This is a genomic window from Vibrio rarus (assembly GCF_024347075.1).
Lineage (GTDB): Bacteria > Pseudomonadota > Gammaproteobacteria > Enterobacterales > Vibrionaceae > Vibrio > Vibrio rarus.
Map to the genome: position 1 here is coordinate 1931601 of NZ_AP024900.1, position 23997 is coordinate 1955597.

Below are 23997 nucleotides of genomic sequence, written 5' to 3' on the forward strand. Positions count from 1 at the left end.
TAGCCTTGGTTTGCCTAACTGTCTAGAAACAAACTAGAAACTAACCGCGACGCACGCCTTTCACCCATTTTGCATCATTATTTTTTGTGCCGTTTTTGCCATTCGACTTCGCCACCATCCAGCTTGCCGCTCCCGCTACACTGGCTACAGCCGCTTCAATATTAATGCTAGCATGAGCATGCTGCCCATGTTCCAGTTGATCTTGCTGTGGGACCCGTTGTTCAGTGGCTATTTCAGCTTCTACAACCTGCTTTGCGACGTCCTGCTCAGGGTTGGTTTTTTCAGTTACGGGCTGTTGTGGTGCGGCTTCTTGCGGTATAGCTTGTGGTACAGCCTCTTGTGGCGCTTGCTCTGGCGCAGTGTCAGCACCATTAACTGGCGCTACTGGCGCTGTTGCTCCACCCGAACCGGTTGGTAAAAATGCCGTCCCCATCTGAGCAAAGGCCAATTCCGCTTCTTCGGTAAAGGCGATCACCTCGTCGCTCTGTTGCGTCACTCTCTGTTTTGATATTTCGCGATACGCTGATTTCTCATACACATCGGCAGAATAACCACTAAATAAGCCCATTTGCAGGGCACGAATTAGGTCGAGTTGACCATTTGCCAGAGAAATAATGGATTCAGGTACGCTTTCCCCATCCACTTCCACAAAGGTAAATCGACCGTATTCACCGATTAAGACATCTTCACTAAAGTTAGCATCAAAGAAATCATTACCAAAATGCCCTTGCATTCGGTCTTGTCCGGCACCACCAATAAGGGTGTCATTTCCCCCAACAAATAGGTCTATGGCTTCAAAGATAATGGTGCCATCTTCGGCTCGGCTCACTCTTGAACCATCACCACCAAGCATGTCATCCCCAGCTCCGCCATTGATTTCATCCGCGCCATAACCACCGAAGATGATGTCACGATCATCCCCTCCCACCAGTAAGTCTGCGCCACCAATGCCAGTATTGCCCGTGGCTACGGTAATGTATCGTCCATCACTGTCATTAGTGATATAGCCATCATCACCAATAATGATGGTTTCCCCAGAGGCGTTGAACACCTCATCATTACCTACCCCAGCGATAGCATGGTCTTCACCACCCCCTAAGGTAATCACATCACCACCACCGGTTTCGTTGCTAGTGTCAGTAGTGGCGATAAGACGACGCACACCATCCACATAATCCACTTCACCGTTATCGCCGATGACAATATCATTATCATCACCTGTGGTAATGTGGTCGTTAGCATAACCCCCTAGCACCAGATTGACTCCGTTGCCGGCATTGATGGTATCCGATCCGCCCTGCTCAATGGCCGTGGTTTTCCCTTGAATCAATACCCCTTGGTCATCGAAGATAAATTGTCCGTTATCCCCTATGATGACATCTACGCCATTGGCGGTATTAATCACATCAGAGCCATTCCCCCCAATAACGAGGTTATCCCCTTCACCCAGAGAAACCGTGTCATCACCACCTCGCTCTTGTTCGGTGGTTCTAGCTAAGGTTAAAATACCGGCCGCGTTATAGATAAGCTGCCCATTATCGGCAAGCACTTGAGTGTTGCCTGAATCGGACACCACACTGTCACTGCCAAGACCGGAAATCACGCTATCATTGCCAGAGCCAAGATTAATGGTGTCTGAACCTGTTGTGCTTTCATCTCTGTCAAGGCTTTGCATCACGCGAATGACGCCATTGACCACATCAAGCTGACCGTTATCACCAATGACCGCATCTGCGCCACTGCCGGTGGTCACTTCATCATCTCCAATGCCCGCAATCACAAGATTGTGACCATTGCCTGCATTGATAACATCGTCACCACCAAGGCTTAACTGAATGGATTTGGCTTGTAGTAATACGCCTGCATTATCAAAGTTTAATTGGCCATTATCACCCACTAGCGTATCAGCGCCGTTAGACGTCAATATCGTGTCTGCGCCAAAACCGCCGATGACAAGGTTATCGCCAAGGCCCGCAATCACTTCATCATCACCACCTAGATTAGGCTGTGTGCTTAGAGCTTGGGTCAAAATGCCCTGTGCGTTGTAAGTGAGAATGCCGTTATCAGCCAGTACATGGGTGTCGCCAGAATCTGACTGCACACTGTCACTGCCAAGGCCGGCAATCACGCGGTCAAAACCTGTGCCCACTTGAATGGTGTCTGAGCCTGCGGTGGCATTATCCGTATCAGTGCTTTGCAGCACGCGAATCACGCCATCAATTAAATCAAGCTGACCGTTATCGCCAATGACCACATCTGCGCCACTGCCAGTCATCACATCATCATCACCAAAACCGGCAATCACACTGTTATCACCGTCACCCGCATCAATGCGGTCACCACCACCCTGCGCTAGTGCAATGGACTCTGCCTGAATCAGCACACCGGCATCATCAAAGCTCACTTGCGCATTGTCACCAAAGATAAGATCGTTACCACCAGCGGTCAGCAGAGTATCGGAACCAAAACCACCGATAATCAGATTATCACCCTCACCTAGGGTCACTTCATCATCACCACCAATATTGGTTTCGGTCGATATGGCATGGATTAAAATGCCGTGTTCGTTGTAGGTTAGGATACCGTTGTCAGCAAGCACTTGTGTGTTACCTGAATCGGACTGCACCGTATCGCTGACAAAGCTAATACTCATGCCAATACCATCAACCGTTTCAAAGTACTCTTCGATATAACTATCAAGACCGGCTATCACTCGGTCATCACCTGCACCGACTTTAATGGTATCGCCACCGGCTGTCGTGTTATCAGTATCACTGCTTTGAATGGTGCGAATTACGCCATCAATTAAATCAACCTGACCGTTATCGCCGATCACAGTATCGCGGCCGCTACCTGTGGTAATCGTATCTTGTCCCTTACCACCAATCACTAGATTGTCACCATCACCTAAGCTAACTGTGTCATTACCGCCTAGGGTTGAGTCTAGTGAGGTTGCGTTAACTAAAGTCCAGCTATCATCACTGTTCACGTCGTAAGTTAGAGTGCCGTTATCAGCAATAAGATGGGTATTACCTAATAAAGAGGTAATGGTGTCATTGCCAAGGCCGCCCAACACACTATCGTTGCCAGTACCAAGGTGGATTTCATCGTTACCAGACGCGTTTTCATCGCCTTGCTCTGTTTTCAAAATGATGGCGCTGTTACGCAGGTCAACTTCACCAAAGTCGCCCAACACCCAATCATTACCCGAGCCTGACTCTACATAGTCATTGCCCGCGCCAGCGAGGATAATATCATCATCAGCATCACCGTAAATGACATCATTACTGCCTTGCTCGGTATCAGAGGTATTAATGAAAGTCACTATGCCAGTATCAACTTGCACACTGCCCATATCACCTAAAATAATATCTTGGTCATCGCCAGTAATCGCGCTGCCTTCAGGGCCATTGCCGCCATACAGGTAATCACTGCCATTACCCCCTAGCAGGATGTCATTACCGCCATTACCCACTAGGGTATCGCTGCCACCATTAACAAATCCGCTGTTCGTCACTTCTGTAACATCAGCAAATGAAGTAGACAGAATACGGTTGGTATCGACCACTTGGTTAATGACGCCTTTATCTGCAATCACAATATCATCACCAATGCCGGCATCGATGCTGTCATTGCCCACTGTCAATACATCAGAGGTATCAAGGTTATCGTTTTCAAGATCGGCAATATTCACGACACTCAGAATCTGCGTGCTTAAATCTAATCGGGTTGAGACATCAATATTAAAGCCTGCATCACCATAGATATGATCGTCGCCCCCTAGGCCAAAGATCTGGTCATTACCTGAACCACCGGCAATATGGTCGCCATATTCACTGCCAATAATGGTGTCATTACCAGCACCGCCAAATAAAGTGACTGTGCCACCCGCGCCTGATGCATCGATAACATCATTACCTGGGTTGGTAAATTCACGAGCGCTGTCAGTTTTTTCATCTGATGTTGCGTTGTAGGCAAAGCCATTTTGTCCAGTATCACCAAACAAAATTAGCACGCCATCTTCATCACTGCCGGTCACACTTAGCGTGTCGCTACCGCCACCACCGTGGACCACCGTAATCACTTCAGCTGCAGTATCTTCTACCACAAGATTGTCATCACCTTGGCCTAAGAACAGTTCCACCACTTCAACATCAGCGTATTCAATGCCAACACCCATGCCTAAGCCCGTTAGGCTTGTGTCGCTCAATACACCACTGTCATTTTCTAAACTGCCGTCATTAAAGATGTTAAGTACATCCGTTTGCAGAACTTCACTTACCTCAATATTGTTGATTGGCAATTCAGTATCAATTTCTGTTGGCAACATGATGGCGACACTGAGTGCGCGAGCCTTACCTTCAGGCACACCACCCTCAATAATCAACTTGCCTTGAATACCGGTTAAGGTATGCGGTTGCAATGGTGGATTCTGCACAGGCTGTGCATCTTGTTCTTGATATTCATCATTCACAGAAAGAGTAATGGTAATTGGCTGATTCCAATTATCCGCATCAAAGGTGACGGTATTGTCATCAGCATTAAAGCGAGGATCTTCACTGCTAAATAAGGTCTGACCATCATTAAGTAAATTAATGGTCACCGCATCCGTTGGCGCTTTGCTCAGCACTAGGCTGTAGTCATCATCCTGATTTTGGCTAACCAGCGTTGAACCGTCTGTTTGGGTCACAATCACGGCGCCGCTGTCGTTATCAGTGACAAATAGAATCTGCTCAACATCATCTAATTGGTTGTAATCAGAATCCGCAACATTGCTGGTTGCGCTTAATTGAACACTGCCTTGATACAGATTTTCTACATCAGCATCATCCACTGCAGTCACGCTAAAGCTCTGCACCTGATCCCAATTACTGTGATCAAAAGTTAATTCGCTATCGCTAAGGGATAATTGACCACTTAAACCGCTACCAATAAGCTCAGCTAAAGAGACCGTGACCACTTCGCCAATCTCAGGCTGAGTGGATAGTCGCACATCAAACTGCGCCGCCGTGCCGCCCTCGGTGACTTGCTCATCACCTTGAGCCATCAAAATAATATCGGCTTGGTCATTGTCAAATACACGAACTTCAACATTAGCGATATCTAGGTTATCAAAGTCAGGATTGTCACTGCTGACGCTATGGCTGATGACGTATTCGCTCTCACCTTCCATCGCGCTGTCATCGATGGCTTTCACAAATATTTGCGTGCTATCTTGCCAGTTAACACCTGATTGGTAGGTCACGACTAATGATTCATAAAAGTTAATATTATCGATAGAAACCAGCACACTCGATGCCTGTCCATTGCTATTGTCTTTGTCGCTCGTAGAAGCGCGCGCCGCGGATACCGTTACATAAGCAAGGGTTGCCACATTCGGCTCGTCAACACTTAGAGATAACTCATAGCTATCTGTCATGCCATCTTCATCAACCAACAAGGATTGGTTACTGATCGCAATCGCGCCGTTCTCTTCGCTTGCAACATTAAGAGAGACACCATCAACAAAAATGCCGTTATAAGCGTCATCATCACTAAACACACTGTGGTTGATAAAACTGCTACGTCCTTCGACAGAATAAGAGACGATGGATTGAGTGACATCACTGGCCACGTTAAATACGTCTGCGCCAAGGCCGCCAATAATGGTGGTTTCAACATCGGCATTGGTACTCAACACATAGAAGGTATCATCCCCTTCTAGGCCATCAAGCTCGGCAAACTCAACTCCTTGATAGCTAATGTTAAGGCCAGCACCAAAGATGCCATCTTCGGTGATCATGAAGCTATCATCACCTTCTGTGCCCAACACGACCACTTTATCACTGCCTGCGCCGCCATCAATTTTCAGCGCCGCATTGATGCTGTACTCAATGGTATCTGCGCCATCACCACCAAACAGTTCAACATCGACACTGCTATTGGTTAAGCCACTATCGGCCAGCAAGAAGGCACGTACAACAAAGCTATCATCACCGGCTTCACCATAAAGCTTAGTCACCGCCTGATTTGAGTAGACTTTAATACTGTCTTCACCATCGCCACCATAAATAACCATAGGTAGGCTATTACCATTGCTTAAAAAGCCAAGGGTCGTTTCTGTGGTTTCAATTTCATCACCTGCGGCCACCATGCCAAGAGAGGCTTGACGATCACTACCAAATAGTTGACCTACTTGGAATGTATCATTACCCGCGCCGCCATCAAGAGTCACAATTGTGCCGGTATCGTCACTGTAGAAACTGTCTTCGCCATCTAAACCGTTGATGATAAGGCGGGCATTGATATTGCCGTCATAGTTAATGCGCTCAACCGCGTCGCTATAACCGCCATTGCCATCATCATTAATTGCCGCCACAAAATTGGCGCGAATTAAGAAGGTATCATCACTGGCAAGTCCATTGAGCGTTAATACATCCGCCCCGTCATTAGCCGCTCCAGAGTCTTGCACATCAATAACGTAATCTTTATCTGTGCCACTGCGGTTGATGATGTAGCTATCGGTACCACCTTCACCATCCAGCACTAACTGATCTTCACGAGTATTCAACTGGTTAATGGTAATCGCATCATCGCCACTGCCCAGATTAATAAAGGTATCACCGACAAGTGTTTGCGTATCCACCAGCACAGAATCATTGTCTGCACCCATGTTAACCACAATATTTTCAGCCTGTAACATGCCTTGAATAATCAAACTGTCTTGATCATCTGCGCCGTTAATATTGATGTCGCCAGCTGCGGTCATTGATCCTTGAAGATCAATAGTTGCACCTGATAGATCTTGATTACCAGTATCACCATCATCAACTTGAATATTAATGTTTAAGTCCGCATCCAGTACAGCACCTGATTGCAAGGTAAAGCCATCACCGGAGTTAATATTGATGTTGGCTGAGGTTTCAAGAGTCACGCCCGATGCAATGGTAATATCATCATTGTCAGAGTTATCGGTTGAGGTCAGATTAATGTCCTCGCCTGCCAGCATACTTTGCTCAACCGTTAATGGACTGCGGGTAATCATGTTGATTTCACCACCTGCGGCAAAACCATTGCTGATGCCATCAACCACACCACCCACACTCAGTGCGCCGGTATTTTCTATATAAGTACTGCCTGTGGTCGATTGACCTTGAATGTTACCCACCTGAGTCGATAGCGCTTTATCCGCACTACCAATATCCAGAGAAGCAAATAGGTAAGTCTTACCTGCAACAACGTTATCGCCACTGGCATTATCATTGAGAATACGACCGGCAGGTGCGGCGATAAAGGCTATCGCAGCAATGCCCGTTTCAATGCTATTTAAGTAAAGATCGCCACGAGTTTCTGTTAGATGGGTATTATTTGCACTTGAAACAGTCAGGTTTTCACCTTCAGTTGAACCTGAATCCACTTCAAGATCATTACCCACTTGGCCGACCGTATCAAAGCGCGCCGTTAGGGAAATGCTTGCCCCTACCACATCCGCAATTTCAGAGGCCTCGTCCACAACGCCATCTAAAATAGCCAGGTGCGCAATCAGTTCTACATCACCTTGAGTTGACTCAACATGGTCAACATCAAGGTTGCCGTCAGTTTCATTAAGGCGAATATCATTTAATGCCGATGCATTTAATACGCCACCGGTTAAGTTGATATCCAGTAAATTGCCCAGTACACCAATGCTTCCAGCATCTGCTGTAAGCACAATATCTTGAGCTCGAATATTCTCATATTCATGATCAAAGCTATCTAAAATAGACCCGTTCAGTGCTTGTAGATCGACCGTGCCACCACTTGAGTAAATGGTCGCAATATTTAAGTCGGAGTTAATTTCAGTAATATAAATATCTTGCTGCGCACGAGCAGTTAGGGTTGCATCATCTGCAAGGTCAATATTAAATCGATTGCTTGCACTACCAATAGCGCCAGAGCCTGCTTCAAGAATCAGCGTGCTAGTGGCAGAAACTGAAGCGACAGTGCCGGTTTCATCAGTTAACGATTGTTTTGACTTAATGCGTACGTTATCACCCGATATTGAGTCAATCATCATGGATTGCTCAGAGCCCAGATACACATTGCCACTTGCTGTCGCACTTATCGTGCCGGTAACCAAAACATCGATATCTTCACGCTGATCGATGACAATTTTAGTCACACTTGCCATGCGATAATCGGCTGCATTTAACGCAATAATCGAAGAAGCAATGCTTGGATCAACCTCTTCTAAATCGATGACCATTGCCGCAATGCGGTTTACTTGATAAACCTCTGAACCAATAGAGACAAAGCTATCTTGGACTAAACCTAAACTTTCCCATGTTTGATCTTGAGTATTAATCAAGGTGCTGAGATCCGGAGTACTGCTAATGGCGGCGACATCCATAATGACCGCAACTTCAACACTTAATGCCGTAGAGGTTAGCGTCATGGTATCGGCGGTAACCGCAGCAATTTCGTAGAAGCTGCCTTCATCATTGGCGTTACCACTGTCACCCGCAATGCGAATTTGCATGCCTGCAACAAAACCATCGGCAATCCAACTGCCTGATTCACGGACTAAAGAATCACCGCTATCAGATTCAACCACATCCACTTCAACGCTTTGTGCACGTTCACTTAGCAAGAAGTAAACATCATTTCGCTCAGCGGCGGCCAATTGCACACGCTCATCATCGCTATAGTCACCATCAAGGTCGATTTCCACCGAACCCACTGCGCTACCAATATCATCTTTGGTGATGATAGTAATGTTTCCACCAGCCGAAATATTGGCATCTTCAATAGAAGCTTGGGTATTGGTAATCGGTTTAAGCAAACTGCCGCTAATTAGGTTTGTTAGCTCATCTTCGGTCCAAACATGCACACTGCCTGTTAGCTCAGCGCGCTGCTCGTCACTGAGTTGATATTCATACTCTGAGTCATAATCATCTGCGCCATAACTGGCATGCAGAGCGTGATACTCAGCGGTGCGTTTGTTCACCAGTGTTTGAATTGCATCATCAACAAAGGTCTCAAGCTCAACATCCGTTAAGCCATCTTCCAAGCCAATCGTTTCATACACTTCACGATAGTATTCTTCTTCATCAGCACTTAACGCAACTTCTTCATCGGCGGTATAAACGCCATCAAATTGACCATTGCGGATATTCCAATAGGTGCTGTATTCCATTTCACGAGCGGTCACATACGCATCAATGACATTATCAATTTTATCTTGCGCGGTATCACTGCCTTCAATTAGACCCAGGTTCTGCCAAAGGCCGGTACTTAATTCTTCATAAGTACGCTCATCACGAGCGGTGGTATTGTTCGCATCCACCAGTGACCCTTGAGAGACGGTAATAGACACATCCCCTGAACTACTGCTGATCTCTTTGGCTAAGAAGTTGCCATCTAGCTCCGTTAAGTAGATATCATTGATGGCAATCACACTCACGCTATCGGTATTTAACTCGCCGCTATCAATTACCAAGGCTTGAGACGAGGTGCCTACGTGGGCTTCAGAATTGATCAATATGGTGCCACCACGCACAAGGCCAGTCTCACCCGATTGACCTTCTACGCCGCCAACAGCCGAAAGGTAAACTTGTCCACCGGTATCGGTTGCCAAACCATAACTGCTGGCCGAGGTGATGTTGTTGACCACCAATGGGCCATCCGTTTCCACAATGTTGATGCGACCGCCATAAGTGCGCGCCGTAATACCGCCATTGCCATCATTATTTAGGTTGGTGTTTAGAGCGGTAATTGAAGCATCAATACTGCCATCAACATTGGTTTGAGCAACGCCACCAATATTTGAGGCGATTAATTCGATATTGTTACCACCAACAGAACCTGTCGATTGGGTATAAATATCGGCATTAGTGGTTATGGTTGTGGTGCCTTGCGTATTACTAATAGCGCCTTGAACAATGACATCCCCACCTTGATTGGAAACAATATCAATTGATCCGGCTTCTTTACCAGTGAAGGTAATCGCCACGCCGTAATCCGCTTTAATCGAGTGCGTAGATTCATCACGAACCTTACTCTCGTTAACAAATTTAGCGTAATAGGTTTTCTTGCCCCACCAAGTACTCTTCGTCCACTTACGTACTAAAGAGGTTTCTGACGACAGCTCAATATGGTTGGTATCAAAGGTATAGTCATCATCAGAATCACTTGGTACATATTCAAAATAAGCACCTTCACCACGCAGTGTCGCAGGACCTAAAGGCTCAGGGTCGCCATCAAAGACCACATCATCAGGATCTTTAGCAAACGCATCTATACCTAGCCAAGACGAGGTTGCCTCTGTGGTATAGCGACGCTCAAATTGCTCTTGGCCCATAGTCCAAGAATAACGCCAGCCCGTTTTAGGGTCATAGGTCATATCATCAGATCCAGACGTTTCCACACCATTGGTGGTTACCGTTACGCCGTTTTCATCTTTGATATAAGTGGTTTCAAGAGGGTTGTCAGAAGTACCTTTCGCCTTATCTCTAATGATAAGCGTACCTTGACCGCGCTGTGATGCATCCAGTCCTAGAATTTTCACATCTAAGTCGGTGCTGTTCACCACGTCAATATCGGCGTAGCCACCAAGTAATTCAATTTCTGAATTAGTATTGGTATTTAAAATATGCCCTTCAAGCTCGATGTAACCACCGCTGACTCGCATATCTCCAACCACGATTTGATCGTTTGTGGCATCGTAAAATACTGAGAAATCTTCGCTATCGACATCTAGGCGAATGAGGCCAGTTGCGCCATCAGCGCGCAGTCCATCAATAGTATCTTCTAGGGATTCATCAATCTCTAAAGTGAAGCTTTCTTTACCACTTTGAATTTTGCCATTGATGTTAATGTATTCAGCTGTAATCGAGATATTGTCTGCATAGATACTCGGGCCGGTAATTTCACGTCCAACCAGATCATCAATCTCAGAATCTGACGCCTCACTAAGGCCATCATCACCAATTTCTTCATTCCATTTTGCGTATTCAGAACCATCAACTGAATAGACCGAACCCGGTGGCAGGCTAATAACGGTTGAGCCGCCAGTCATAATGACTTGTTCTTTTACATCAATATCAGCATAAATATTGATGTCGCCTTTACCTAAGGTAGTGGAATCTTCACCGCTTAAACTTTTCAGCTCTAAGCTACCGCTTCTATTGGTCACTTCACCATTTAAGGTAATTGAAGGCCAAGTTAATATCGCATTATTATCTGGTAGGCTAATGGCAAGCTCTGCTTGCGCTAAATCTAAATCTACATCGTTAATAATGCTGATAAGAGGCTCATCATCCACGCCCGTATCTTGACGCTCACCATTAAGATACACGCCACCATTTTCTTGCGGGATAGTGATATCGTTAACGACCAACGAGGCTAAGGTGTGATTAAGAATCGATACCGATGCATCACCAGGTGATAGCACGCTGCCGGTATCTTCAAACTCGCCAGAGCGAATATCAATGCGGCCCGCTTCGGCGTGAATATCATCAATTGTGATAACCGATGTTGAAAGTGAAACAGCAAAGTAATCACCGCTGGCACTGACATCCATTAAGCCTTTATCAAGTAGTTCGGCTTGCAGTCGAGTGATTTCAGATTTATAGAAGGCTTCGATATCGGTATCAGAATCTTCACCATCATTGAAAATAGACAGCTGTTCTTCTGCGTATTCAAGGTCTTCAAATAAGCTAGAGCTTAATGCTTCGATAGAGGTTGAGAAGCTAATACCATCGGTTTGCGTCACTTCATCAACCGTTCCATCGTCATTTAAGCTAATAAATTCGATGGATTGGTTTCGGCCAATACCGGTTTCAAGCGTACCGGCGTTATTGACGGTACCTGTGGTACCAATGGTCACTTCACCGCCAAGGTCGGCAGTGCCACCAAGCGCTGACGCCCAGTTAACCGTTTTGGTTTGTGCATCCATATCGGCATAACCAAAACGCTCAGCATGTAAATTCATTTGACGGGCAGTTTTGACATGCGCGCCAGAGGCAACGGTAATACTGTTGGTTTGTGATAGCGTGGCATACGCGCCGGCATCATCTACTGGAATGACGCTATCCGAGAAACTGTCTATTAGCGCATGAACTTTATAGTCATCACGATTAAAGTCCGTATCTGTACCTGCAGAAATATTCATATCACCATAAGCGGTAATATCTGCGCCCATATCAATGAGTACGGTATTGACTGGGGTAATATTGACTGTTGAATTAGTCACAGATACCGAAATTGCACCGCTCGAATCCGCTTCAACATTGCCCACAGCCGTACCTTGGCCGCGCGCTGATATTTGTACATCGCCTTCTGATTCTAAAATAGCATTTTGGCCAATTCGGACCTTGGCAAGGAGCTCATCATCACTGATTTTAACGGTTGCACCCGTGCCGGCTAATGCGCCAGTGGCATTAAGAACCACCTTATCAGTAATATCTAAATCGTTTAGCGCATTAAGGGCTATACCATCGCTGTCACCACTGCCCCAGGCCGTTAGACTTGCATCATCACCAACATCAATGGTGGTTGCCATATCCAGAACCGTTCGGCTATCTGCACCTGCCGCACTGGCAAGGCCAACCGCAACCACATCAATTCTTCCGTCTTGGTTTTTCTCGGCGCGGTTGATTGCATCAACATTGATATCCGATGCTGTGATAAGCAAATTATCACTGTTACTTGCTCCATCACCTAAGGTCACGGTGACATCGGCTGTCACATCATGATCAATTTCAGCGCCCGAACCTGATAACAACCCACCGGATGCCACGACCACTTTGGCATCAAATTGAGCAATATGTTCTGCTTTAATATCTAAGATGCCATCGCCAGACTCTTCACCTAAAATAATCGAAGATTCATCATCGACAGTGACTTGGGTATTACTGGTGGACGTGGTATCAGCGCCAACACCTGCGCCAGCTAACACGCCGCCACTACCGGCAACCGCCAGCACATAATTATTTTCTGTGGCTTTGGCAACGATACTCAGATCGCCCCCTTGATAGTCGGTATTAGACTGAGTAACTAGAGTATCGATATCGGTATTACTGTCGGCAAACACTACACCGGCGGAAATAAACCCAGCCGATATACCATACGCTTCTGAGGTTTGCTCAGCACTGGCAATGGCTTTAACGGTGCCGTCACCTGCCGCTTCAATATCAGAATCGGTCATACTAACGCCAATATCACCCGTCACGTCACTTTCAACAAATACCCCAGCGCCAGAAAAGCCCAGCCCTAATGAAACGGAAGCGGCGACACCGGTGGTAAATACATCATCGGTTGTTTTAGCCGTTAATGTGAAATCACCACTGCCCTGCAGATTTGAATTATCAATGTCACTATTAAGGTCAACATCAACAATATTGACCACGCGAGATGCGCCGATTGAAATGGCAATACCTGCCGGTGCAAATGCGCCAGCAATGGTAGCAGCTGCGGCCGTAGCATCTATATCGGAAGTGCTTGATGAAGTGACTGATATATCGGTTGCAGTTACTTGAGTGCTGTCTTGAATATAACTATCAAGGTCAGCATAGACTTCGTTTTCTACGCGCACAGCTGCGCCAGAAATTGCTGCGCCACCTGCACCGCCAACGACAGCCGCACTGCCTGAGCCTACGCCTGAGTTGATGGTCATATCTAACGTCGAATCAATTTCAAGCGCGCCAGAGGCGTACAGTTCACTGTTATCAACGTAGCTTGTTACTACAATGCGATCGCTGTCTGCGCCAATTTCATTCACCGCAACTGAACCGCCAAGAGACACCCCAAGACCACCCCCTGCACCGCCAGCACCCGCCACTGAAACAGCGGCCACTGTTGAGTTGATTTTCGAGGTGTTGTCCGCTTTGACATCGACATTGCCTACAGTGCTATCCGCCGATTCACCGAGGGCACTATTTGCAATGTAAGCCTGCGTTTCACCATAAATATAATTGACTGTTTCAGCGCCAGCGCCGCTAATCGCGACCCCGCCACCAACGCCGCCAGCCGCGGCAATAGAAGCTGCAACGGCCGTTGCATCAATGGTGTTATCAGTCGTTGCGGTCACGCTAATATCACCGCTACTTAGCTCGCCAACGTCAGTGATATAGCTTGATGTGTTGGCATCCACTGTATTTTCAGCCAGCGCCACACCAACACTTAAAGAAACGCCACCACCTGCGCCAAATGCGGCGGCTAATGAAGCGGCGCCAGCATCGGCTGTAATCTTACTGGTATTATCAGCATCTAAATCAACAGAACTACTGCTAATGATCTTGCTAGAAGCTGAACTATTATCGATATAGGTTTCTACGTCGGTATAGATATCATTGACAGTACTAACACCTGCACCTGCGCCCGATACACCACCACCGGCGCCACCAGAAATGGCCATACTACCTGCGCCAACCCCTGAGAATACCGTCATGTTTCCGTCAGCATCAAGGTTAAGCGCACCTGTGGTCGTAATACCACTGTTCTTCACATAAGAGCGCACCGCTTGACGGGAGCCGCTATTACCTATGTTATTACTGGCAAGCGCCGCGCCAATCGCGACACCAACACCACCACTCGCACCTGCCGCTGCGGAAACCGCAACCGCTGCTACCGTGGCATCAATATCAGAGGTATCGGAAGCTGTGAGGCTAACTTGGCTTGCGCTATCAATTTGCGAGCCTTCAATATAGGCCAGTGTTTCACCATTGATGCTATTGACTGCTTCTGCGCCCGCACCACTAATGGAAACTGCGCCGCCAGCGCCTGCAGCAAAAGAAGCGGTTGCCGCAACCGAGGTTGCATCAATATCATTGGTTGTTGAAGAAGAAACGCTGATCGCGCCACTGCTGTCTACTGAGCCTGCATTTAATAGATAAGAGGATGTATTCACATCAATGGTATTGTCAGCAATAGAAATACCAATGGTAAGTGTTCCAGCACCGCCAGCACCAGCTGCAATACCTAAAGAAGCCGAGCCTAGCTCCGCAGTAATGGTTGATTCACTGGTTGCACTGATTGAAATACTGTTAGCACTAATGGTTGCGCTAGCCGCGTTTAAATTATCGATATAGCTTGCAACTGCAGCATAAACATCATTGGTTGCCGAAACGCCAGAGCCTGCGCCCGCAAGACCGCCACCGGAGCCCCCTGCCACTGCCATACCGCCCGCGCCAACACCGGCAAAAATGGTCATATCACCACTTGCTGTCAGTGATAAATCACCGGAAGCATTAACACTTGAGTCTTGAATATACGAAGCAATAGAGAGCCTATCACCTGACGTGCCGATTTCATTTTCAGAAACTGATGCACCAATCGACACACCAATACCGCCTCCTGAACCGCCGCCACCAGCAACCGATACCGATGCCACCGTTGCGCTAATATCAGAGGTATTTTCTGCATCAAGCGTCACAGCGCCTGCATTTTCAACATCGACTCCATCAAGATAAGTCAGTGTTTCGCCATGAATCGAGTTAATGGAATTAGCACCCGCACCACTAATCGATAAACCGCCACTGGAACCAAACGCAACCCCTAGAGATGCAGCTACTGATAGAGAATCAATGGTGTTATCGGTTGAGGCATCAATATCTAATGCCCCAGTGCCTAAATCCACATCCGCGCCAGCAACATAAGCGCGAGTATTGTTGTCAATTTCATTGCGAGCTAATGCGACACCAATGGTAACGGCTGCTGCGCCACCCGAAGCAAAGCCTGCTGCAACTGATGCTGCAGCGGCGTCTGCGTCAATATCAGACACGTTACTGGCATTAAGGGTTAGCGACGCACCTTTTATGGTTTGATTGGCCGCAGAGCTGTTATCAATATAAGCATCAACGTTGGCATAAATCTCATTAAGGGCGCTGACGCCGGTACCAGATGCTGCGACACCAACACCACTGCCTCCTGCGGCAATGGCCATTGAGCCTGCGCCTACTCCTGCATCAATATCCAAATCAGCCGTTGAGGTAATGGTAATATTACCTGACGTATCGATATCGGAATCAATAACGCTCGCGATCACAGACAAACGATTGCCTGACGAGCCAATATTATTTTCAGTTTCTGCGGCGCCAATCGAGACACCCAATCCGCCATCAGTGCCGACAGCACCTGCCACAGAAACGGCAGCGATTTCAGCATTGACCTTAGAGGTATTGCTGGCATTAATTGAAATATCGCCAGAGCTGTATATTTGGCTGTTTGCGATGGAAGCTTTCGTTGAGCCGGCAATAGCATTGATGGCATTTGCACCTGCGCCTGTTGCAGAAATGGTGCCCGACCCCCAACCTAAAGCAAAAGAGGTCGCAACTGAAGTCGCGGTAATGGTCGCGTTAGACGTCGCAATCACACTGACACTGCCTGCTCGGTCATCACTTGCGCCAATATCAACGTTATCAATTAACGCAACCGTATCATTGTCGATATCGTTTTCAGCCAGTGCCACACCGATGCTTAAACTGACCGCGCCCGATGATGCAGAGAAAGTACCGGCAATGGATGCACCCACCACCGCACTGGTAATTGAACTAGTATCTTTCGCCTCAACAGAGATGGAACCCGCTTTGATAACATGGTCAGCTTCCACTGCGGTAATACCTGAAGTGGTATCAATCATCACTGAGTTTTCAGTGGATGCGCCAACGCCGCTTAACGCGCCAGCCACACCATCATTTGAATTGGCTAAAGCCACTGAGGCTGCAACAACAGCTGCAGTAATTTCTTGTTTGCTTTCAGCGTAAGTCTCTACCGCGCCAGCAATATCGACACTCGAATCGGTAATCGTGGCACTAATCGCATTCGCACTACCGCTGTCATCTCCAATGCGGTTTTGCGCTAAAGCGACTCCGATACCACCTGAGACCCCCGTACCTGTGGTCGCGCCAGCCCAGGCTATGGACGCCGAAATGACCGTAGCACTGATATCACCATCGGCATCAGCGCTAACATATAACCCCGTATCGGCCGATGATGGATCGTTCGTGGTAGTCAGCTGATCAATGGTACTGCCATCAACTTGAGCAATGGTGTCGCCATAGACTTCATTCTCTACAGAAGCGCCACTGCCCGATAAGGTAATCGTTGTTTCGCTGCCACTTTGTAAACCAATAGAAGGGGCAACCACCACACCAATAATATCGGTTTCGTTATGCGCTTTTACCTCCATTATTGAGGTATCTAAATCCTCACTTGGCAAAGTAATGGTGCTATCGAGTACTTTGGCGCGGGTATTCATGCGCACCGTGTTGTAGCTCACGGCAGCCGCCACTGACAAGCCTACTTTGGTATCGTAGTTTGGCGAGGTGTCTTTACTGACACCTGCGCCAATGGCAACCGATAAAATATCCGCTTCACTATTGGCTTGATGACGTACTTTACCGATGGTTACGTCCATATCCACATTGCTGATCAATGCATCAATGTCACTATCAATATTATTTTCGGAGTAAGTGACCGCTACGCTACCATTGCCTGCGTAAGCGACGCCTAGGGCAACGGCGTAAATTTCTGAGCTGTCTTTGGCTTCAATATCTACGGCCAAATTGTCGCTATCTTTACCACTGATTGTAGCGGAATCGATATCCACTAAAAAGGCATCAACATCATTAATGACATTGTTTACCGAGACATTACCGGTAATGGCAATGCTAGTGGTATTCGAGCTTTCTGGCGTATCGGCTACCCCTGAAAGAGCCGCCGATACCGATGCACTCACCACTGTTGTATTGTTGGTGGCATTAATGGATAGATTGCCTAAGGTCAGATTATTAACCCCCGAGATACCCGCATCAATATTTACGTCTACATCATTGCGTAAACCTATACCTGCTGCCGCCAAAGCAAACTTTTGCGCCTCTGAACTGGAATAAGCAATAGGGAAGGCAAATACACCCGAGTTATCAACGGCCTCTAGGGTTAACGCCTCTGCATTAAAGCTATTTAAGTTATAGATAGAAGCGGAAGTGGTGTGATCCACAATATTAAAGATAAAGGCACCCGACACTGAAATGCCGTATGAACTGTTGTTCGTTTTTGGTGTATCTCCGCCTGAAGGGGCAACTTTACCCGTTGCCCACGCGGCACTAATTGCAGAGCCAATAATAAATCCGTCACTGCTGGCCGCCACTTTCACGTCGCCGTTTACGTCAATATCACCGCTGCGACTTGCCGCATCCTGAGTGCCAATTTCGGCCTTGGTTACTTTGGTCACTATGTTGACAATAGAAGAGGCCCCCACCCCCACAGCGCCACCCGATGCACCCCCTCCAGCGATGGTAATAATATCCACACGGTTATCGGCAGTAACGGTTAAACGCTCAACATCACCCACATTAGAAATGCGCGTACCTACCAGCAAATCCACACCCGATTCAATACGAGCTTGGGTATTGGTATCTACAATATTGTTAATAAATAAACCGGATAGCCCTAAGGTACCTTTACCGTAACCGGCTGAATAACCAAGGTTAATGGCAAACACATTACTGTCGGCATCGAGTGTAAGATCGTCTGCGTACACCATAGCGCCATCTTCAATTATGGCCTGACTATTTAAGGTGACCGTATTGATATATACACTGACGCCCGCGCCGTTTAATGACTCTGATTGGCCCGATTTTTCATAGATAGTTTTAAGAATAGGAATGTTGGAGTTGGTCGCCGTTAACAGGCCAACATAATCCACTTGTTGATTGGTGGTATTGGAGGTGACCGAGATATCTCGCCCAGCAGAAGAGAGTCCACCTAAGAAGGAGTCTACTAAATCGTGGTACGCGGCTTCTGTTATCTCATCAAAGTTGTTTTCTAGCTGTGTTCTTTGGTTTATTTGCGCACCACCTAATACCTTGGCATTGGCGTTTTGTGACACATTGAGATAGCCAAAGTTAAGACCAATGGACACTTTTGCGCCTGCCGCTTCAGATTTAACTGTGTTATCAATGAGGTATAGATCAGAATCGCCACCTAATAATTGGCTTGGTAAACTGGTTACTTTATCCCCCAGCAACTCCCACTGCGTGACATCGCTAAAGTCTGTAGTAGAAAAGCGTAACGTCTGTTGTTCGTCACCAATATATTTATATACTGCCCCTAAATAGCCAATATCCGGTTGCTCTGATTCTGACGATTGTTGCCAGTCGTAATCTTTGTAGTGAAAGCCGATTAAATCATTAGGGTTAACTAGGTAGTCAGTGTCGATATCGCTAGGCTGAATATAATCAGGTTTCACGTATTTAAAGGTGGTGTCTGGGCTGATTAAACCGGTTAAATTTTCAGTTTGCGCATCTAAGGTTATTTTATCTAATACATCTAACTGGGTATTACCCTGTACTAATGCGCTGGCGTTATTATCCATATCCGCAATCATTACCGATACCGCGCCACCAAATGGCACTTGATTAAATTCACTCTTAGTACCGGTAGATCCTGAAAGCTGCGACATTTGTGACACAGTGCTTGAGGTTGATGAAACACTGGTTAACTGACGGCTTTCCACCTGCGCTGTTTGCTCAAGTGAGCCGCCTATTTGGATGTCACTGCTTTTATCTGCCAAACCAATCAAGGCGTTGGCATTATTAGTATCATCGGCATAGCCAAAGGCGATACCTAAGGTAAATTTGGTTGGTTTGAGTCGGTCTGACGGGGATATCCGTTTGGTAATAAAGTTGGGTAAAATGGTTTTAGCCGCAACGTTGGCCGCTTTTTGCTTATATTTATCTTTAAAATTATCCAAAATGCTGGGCACACGGTCGACAATAGCTTCAACCTCCGTCCCCCAAACACCATCTACTCGGCCTTGCTTGTGTTCCGCAGTCACATCCACATCACCGGCAATGATAATGTCTCCTGCTAACGTCGCATTGGTATCACCATGTTCAATGTGAACCGCGACACTGGCAGCCAGTTTCCCTTTTGCACCCGCATCACTTAATGCGCCAACATAAGTAAAGTCTGAAGTATAAGCGGAGACGTCCAGATCCCCTTCGCCTATGATCTGCGCTGTGTCTGAGACTAATGTGGTTGAGTCACTTTCCAAAATACCCACGGCGACACTGGCGGCAAACCCTTTAAAACCATAATAGGGTTCGGCTGCCACCTTCATGTAGTTCTCAACCTTAGAGGTGATCACTACATCCCCTTCAGCAATCACAGTTCCGTTCATTTCTACATTAGCATCAGAGCGAATACTGCCGATGGCTACGGAAAATAGTACCGCTAATGGCTCTGATTTCACGCGGGCTATGGAATGGGACTCAATAGTCACGTTATCGCCTTTAATCACGGCGTCTTCATCAATAGTGACTGTGGTATCCACTTGTGAACGAGAGTAACCAAAGAACAAAGCAAAATTTTCTAATTCGGCTTTGAAATCTTTAATGCTTAACTCGTCAGACTCTAATGAGTCACCACCGTAATTGACTGGGCTATCTGGGTTAGTTTCAGCAAATGCAACTAAGGTAACATCACGTCCTTCTATAGTGGCTGCGCCAATAGTCACGCTGGCACTGACATCATCAAAATTGTAGAAACCAACCCCTTTGATTTTGTTTCGGGAGTCTGACGCTATGATATTAATATCGCCATTTTGCCCAACAGCAAGCCCTTTGGCAGAAATACTCACGCCATCATCTATCTTGATATGACGGGCATAAAAACCAATATCACCAGCGCTATCACTCTGATCATCGGTGCTGACGTCAGCACTGACCGTAATGGTACCCCCCGCGTCAAACTTGACCGATTGCCCGGCAATAAACACATTGCTATCTATGGTCAGATCGCCACTGGACTCACTGACAAAGGTGAAGTTATCACCGTTAATGTCAGCTAATGCAAAATCACTGACTGAAAATACGTCGCTACCCCCATAAAAAACCACATCATTGCTCAGCGCAAGATCGGAGACCGTCACACTCACCACATCAACTCGAGAACCCACATCGAGCCTAAATTCATTTACCCCTAACCCCCCAGTTAAAGCCGCTGAGGTATCTGAGGCATCTAATGTTGCATCAATGGTGGCAGAAGATGCATCAATTACAGTAGCGCCACTTGTGGCAACGACTGTGACGTGTTCAATATCTTCTAGGGCGACACTTTTATCGGTTTGCGCAGCCCCTTTCCAAACGAGTGCGTCGTCAAATATGTCCACTTGAGTATGAGTTAGTGTGGTGGTGGTTGATAGTGAATCATCCCCCCCTAAACCTTGAACTTTACTGTCATCATCATCGATAACAAACAGATCCATGCCTTGGGAACCAATAAAGCTGTCTGCTCCTGCGTTACCACGTTGAGTCGTCAGTTGCAGTGAGGCCATTAAACCTAGGCTCACCCCAGTGACCATGTTATTGGCAACAGATACGCCATCTAGGCCCAATACCCTTAAAATAGAGTTATCATCACCGGACACACTTACCCCTGAAATACCGGTAATCGTCAGTTGTGTGGTGCCTTGATCAAACGAGGCGAACAGAGCGCCTGTTTCTCGATCATCGGCTACATTGATCATGGCAAGCAATTCTTCTAGCGTTTGTGCGGTTTGGGTATCGACTTCAACAACCGCACTATCATCATCTAACGTAAACAGTAACGAAAATTCGCTAAGATCAGCCCAACCATCAAGCAGGTTTATATTGGTGGTTTCTGATAAGCCAGAAAAGTCTGTGGCATCAAAGGTATCATTGCCATCGGCCCCTATCATTTCTGCACTTTCAAAGCCCAGCAAAGTAATCGTGGCAAGATCGGTCATTAAGCGGTCATTATCAAGATCAAAGCTGTGCGCAGTGCCTATGTTGTCACTCATATCTGCGGTTAATGTATCTTCCCCTTCTCCGCCAATAACCGTGTCATTAGACTCCCCTGTAATGGTTACAAAATCATTGCCATCCCCTGCGTCAATAATATTTGAGCCTTGCGCGCCACGGATAGTGTCACTGCCTGCTAGGGTGGAAATGGTGCTGTTGCCTAAAAACTCATGTAAGTCCACATCATCAGCGCTCACACTGCCTTCGAGCTCAATATAATCACTGCTATCAAAGGCAATTAAGGTATCTAATACTTGAGTCCCCACTTGCGATATAGTGGCTGTGGCATTGTTACTTGCGGTAATCGAATCAATGAAAGGCTGGCCAGAATACAGCCCTGAAAACTCAATGCTCCAACCATCACTTTGTTCGGTGACAATCAATTGACCATAGGCAAGATCTAATGCTTTTTCGATGGCGCGTGACACATCACGAGCGCCAGCATCCCAAGTAATTTCGTCGGTCACTAAGGTGTTTGAGTTTACTTCGATAGTGAGTGTATAGCCTGAACCACTGGTAATAGCGGGGAGAGAAAGTGCGATAATTTCATTCGCGCCATGAGAGAGATCCAGCGCGTAATTACCATTTTCAACCGTTATACTGGCGCGACCTGAAAATGACTCATCCACCGTATCAACACCAGCACCGGCGGTTAAGGTGTCAGCCCCTTCCAACCCAATAAGGGTATCCCCATATGCTGAGGCGTATAACGTATCCGCAAGCTCTGTGCCTTCAAGGGTAATATCATAATCACCTGCCAGCCTTGCATCTAAGGTGTAGCCAGTAATATCATCGTCATTAGATAGCGCTTTAACATAGATTGTTTCTACATCCGTTAAGGTATCTACCTCATCATCACTGACCTTGATGGTATTGCCATCAATAACGACATTGGCCGCTCTTACTGTGATGACTTCATCAGTGCCATCACCGCCATCTATGCTGTCATTTCCCGCGCCACCCACAAAAACATCTGCAGCTGAGCCCCCTAATAATGTGTCAGCACCGGCCCCCCCCATAAGGTGAACCTCTAACTCTGATTGGGAAAAATCAAAATAGTTATCGCCACTGCCACCTTCGGCAGCAAGGAGGGCGACATCGAAAATAGTTACGGTGTGATCTAAAGTATCTGTGAATGTTGCGCCATCCCAAGAGCCACCTTGATACACATAATCAATCTCCGCGTTTTCACTGTCTAGTTGAACACTCAGATCAATGCCAGCGCTGCCAGATTCTTTAAATAACACCGTGTCATAACCGCCAGAGCCATCAACACTATCGCCGAAACCAACCACAAAAATATTGTTGTTACTATCACCAACAAAGCTATCAGCATAGTCAGAACCAATCAGCGTGTTCATGCCTGTGACACTATCAAAACCTGTAACTTGTTCGTTTTCCAGATCAATGGTAACGCCTTGGCTATAATCACTATAATCCAGATAATCGCTACCACTCCCACCAAGTTCATCAAAACCCTTAAAGGTGATAGAGGTTGAGCTGGCTGAATCTAAAATGCCCCCAAGCTCGTCTTGCAATGTGGAAATAACGCCATCACCTTCAGCATCAATTTGCCAGTTGTAGCTGTTATTTACCGCGGCTAATACATGAATAGAGTCATCACTTTTGGTCGCTTCTATGTTTTCAGTATTTAAAAACTCAACGCTACCGTTATCCCCCAGATTACCCTCGTTATCGCCGTTTATTTGCCAATTGCTGGTGGTGACTGTACTGCCAACCGCGACGGTATCTGATCCATCCCCTCCATCAAATTGAACGAGAAAGTTACTTTCACCAAGTTCAAGAAAAGATTGGTCAACGGTAAATGTGTCATCTTCGTCTGTGCCAGTGACGGTGATAACACTGGCGGCGCCTACGCTATCTATCTTACGCTCGGCAAGTACCGCGCCATTATCTTGATTGTTAATCAGCTGGATATATTGCTCATTGGCGGCGTTTTCTATCACTTGTAAAGTGACATCATTAGCGCCGGCCACTAATGTGGCTAATGGATCAGCGGATAGCAAAAGCCTAGGTTCTAACTGCTCGATAGCAAATGTGTTGTTTTGCGCAGGCGTTAGCCCCCATTTCGAGGACTTAATGGCGGTATTTATCCCCGTCATCAAGCTCGATAATCTAAGGGGGTGAACGGCATTTCTTCCCTGCGTTGAAACGTTTAAATCGTCCAGTTGTTTATCCATAACTTTAACCTTCT

Annotated in this window: 1 protein-coding gene; it reads right to left on the reverse strand. The window is 46.8% G+C overall.

Going from position 1 to position 23997, the window contains the following annotated elements; all coding sequences use genetic code 11:
* Positions 1–40: 40 nt before the first annotated feature.
* Positions 41–23983: an LEPR-XLL domain-containing protein gene (locus tag OCU56_RS08845; protein WP_261872868.1), complete on the reverse strand. Its 23943-nt coding sequence runs from the start codon at positions 23981–23983 to the stop codon at positions 41–43.
* Positions 23984–23997 lie beyond the last annotated feature (14 nt).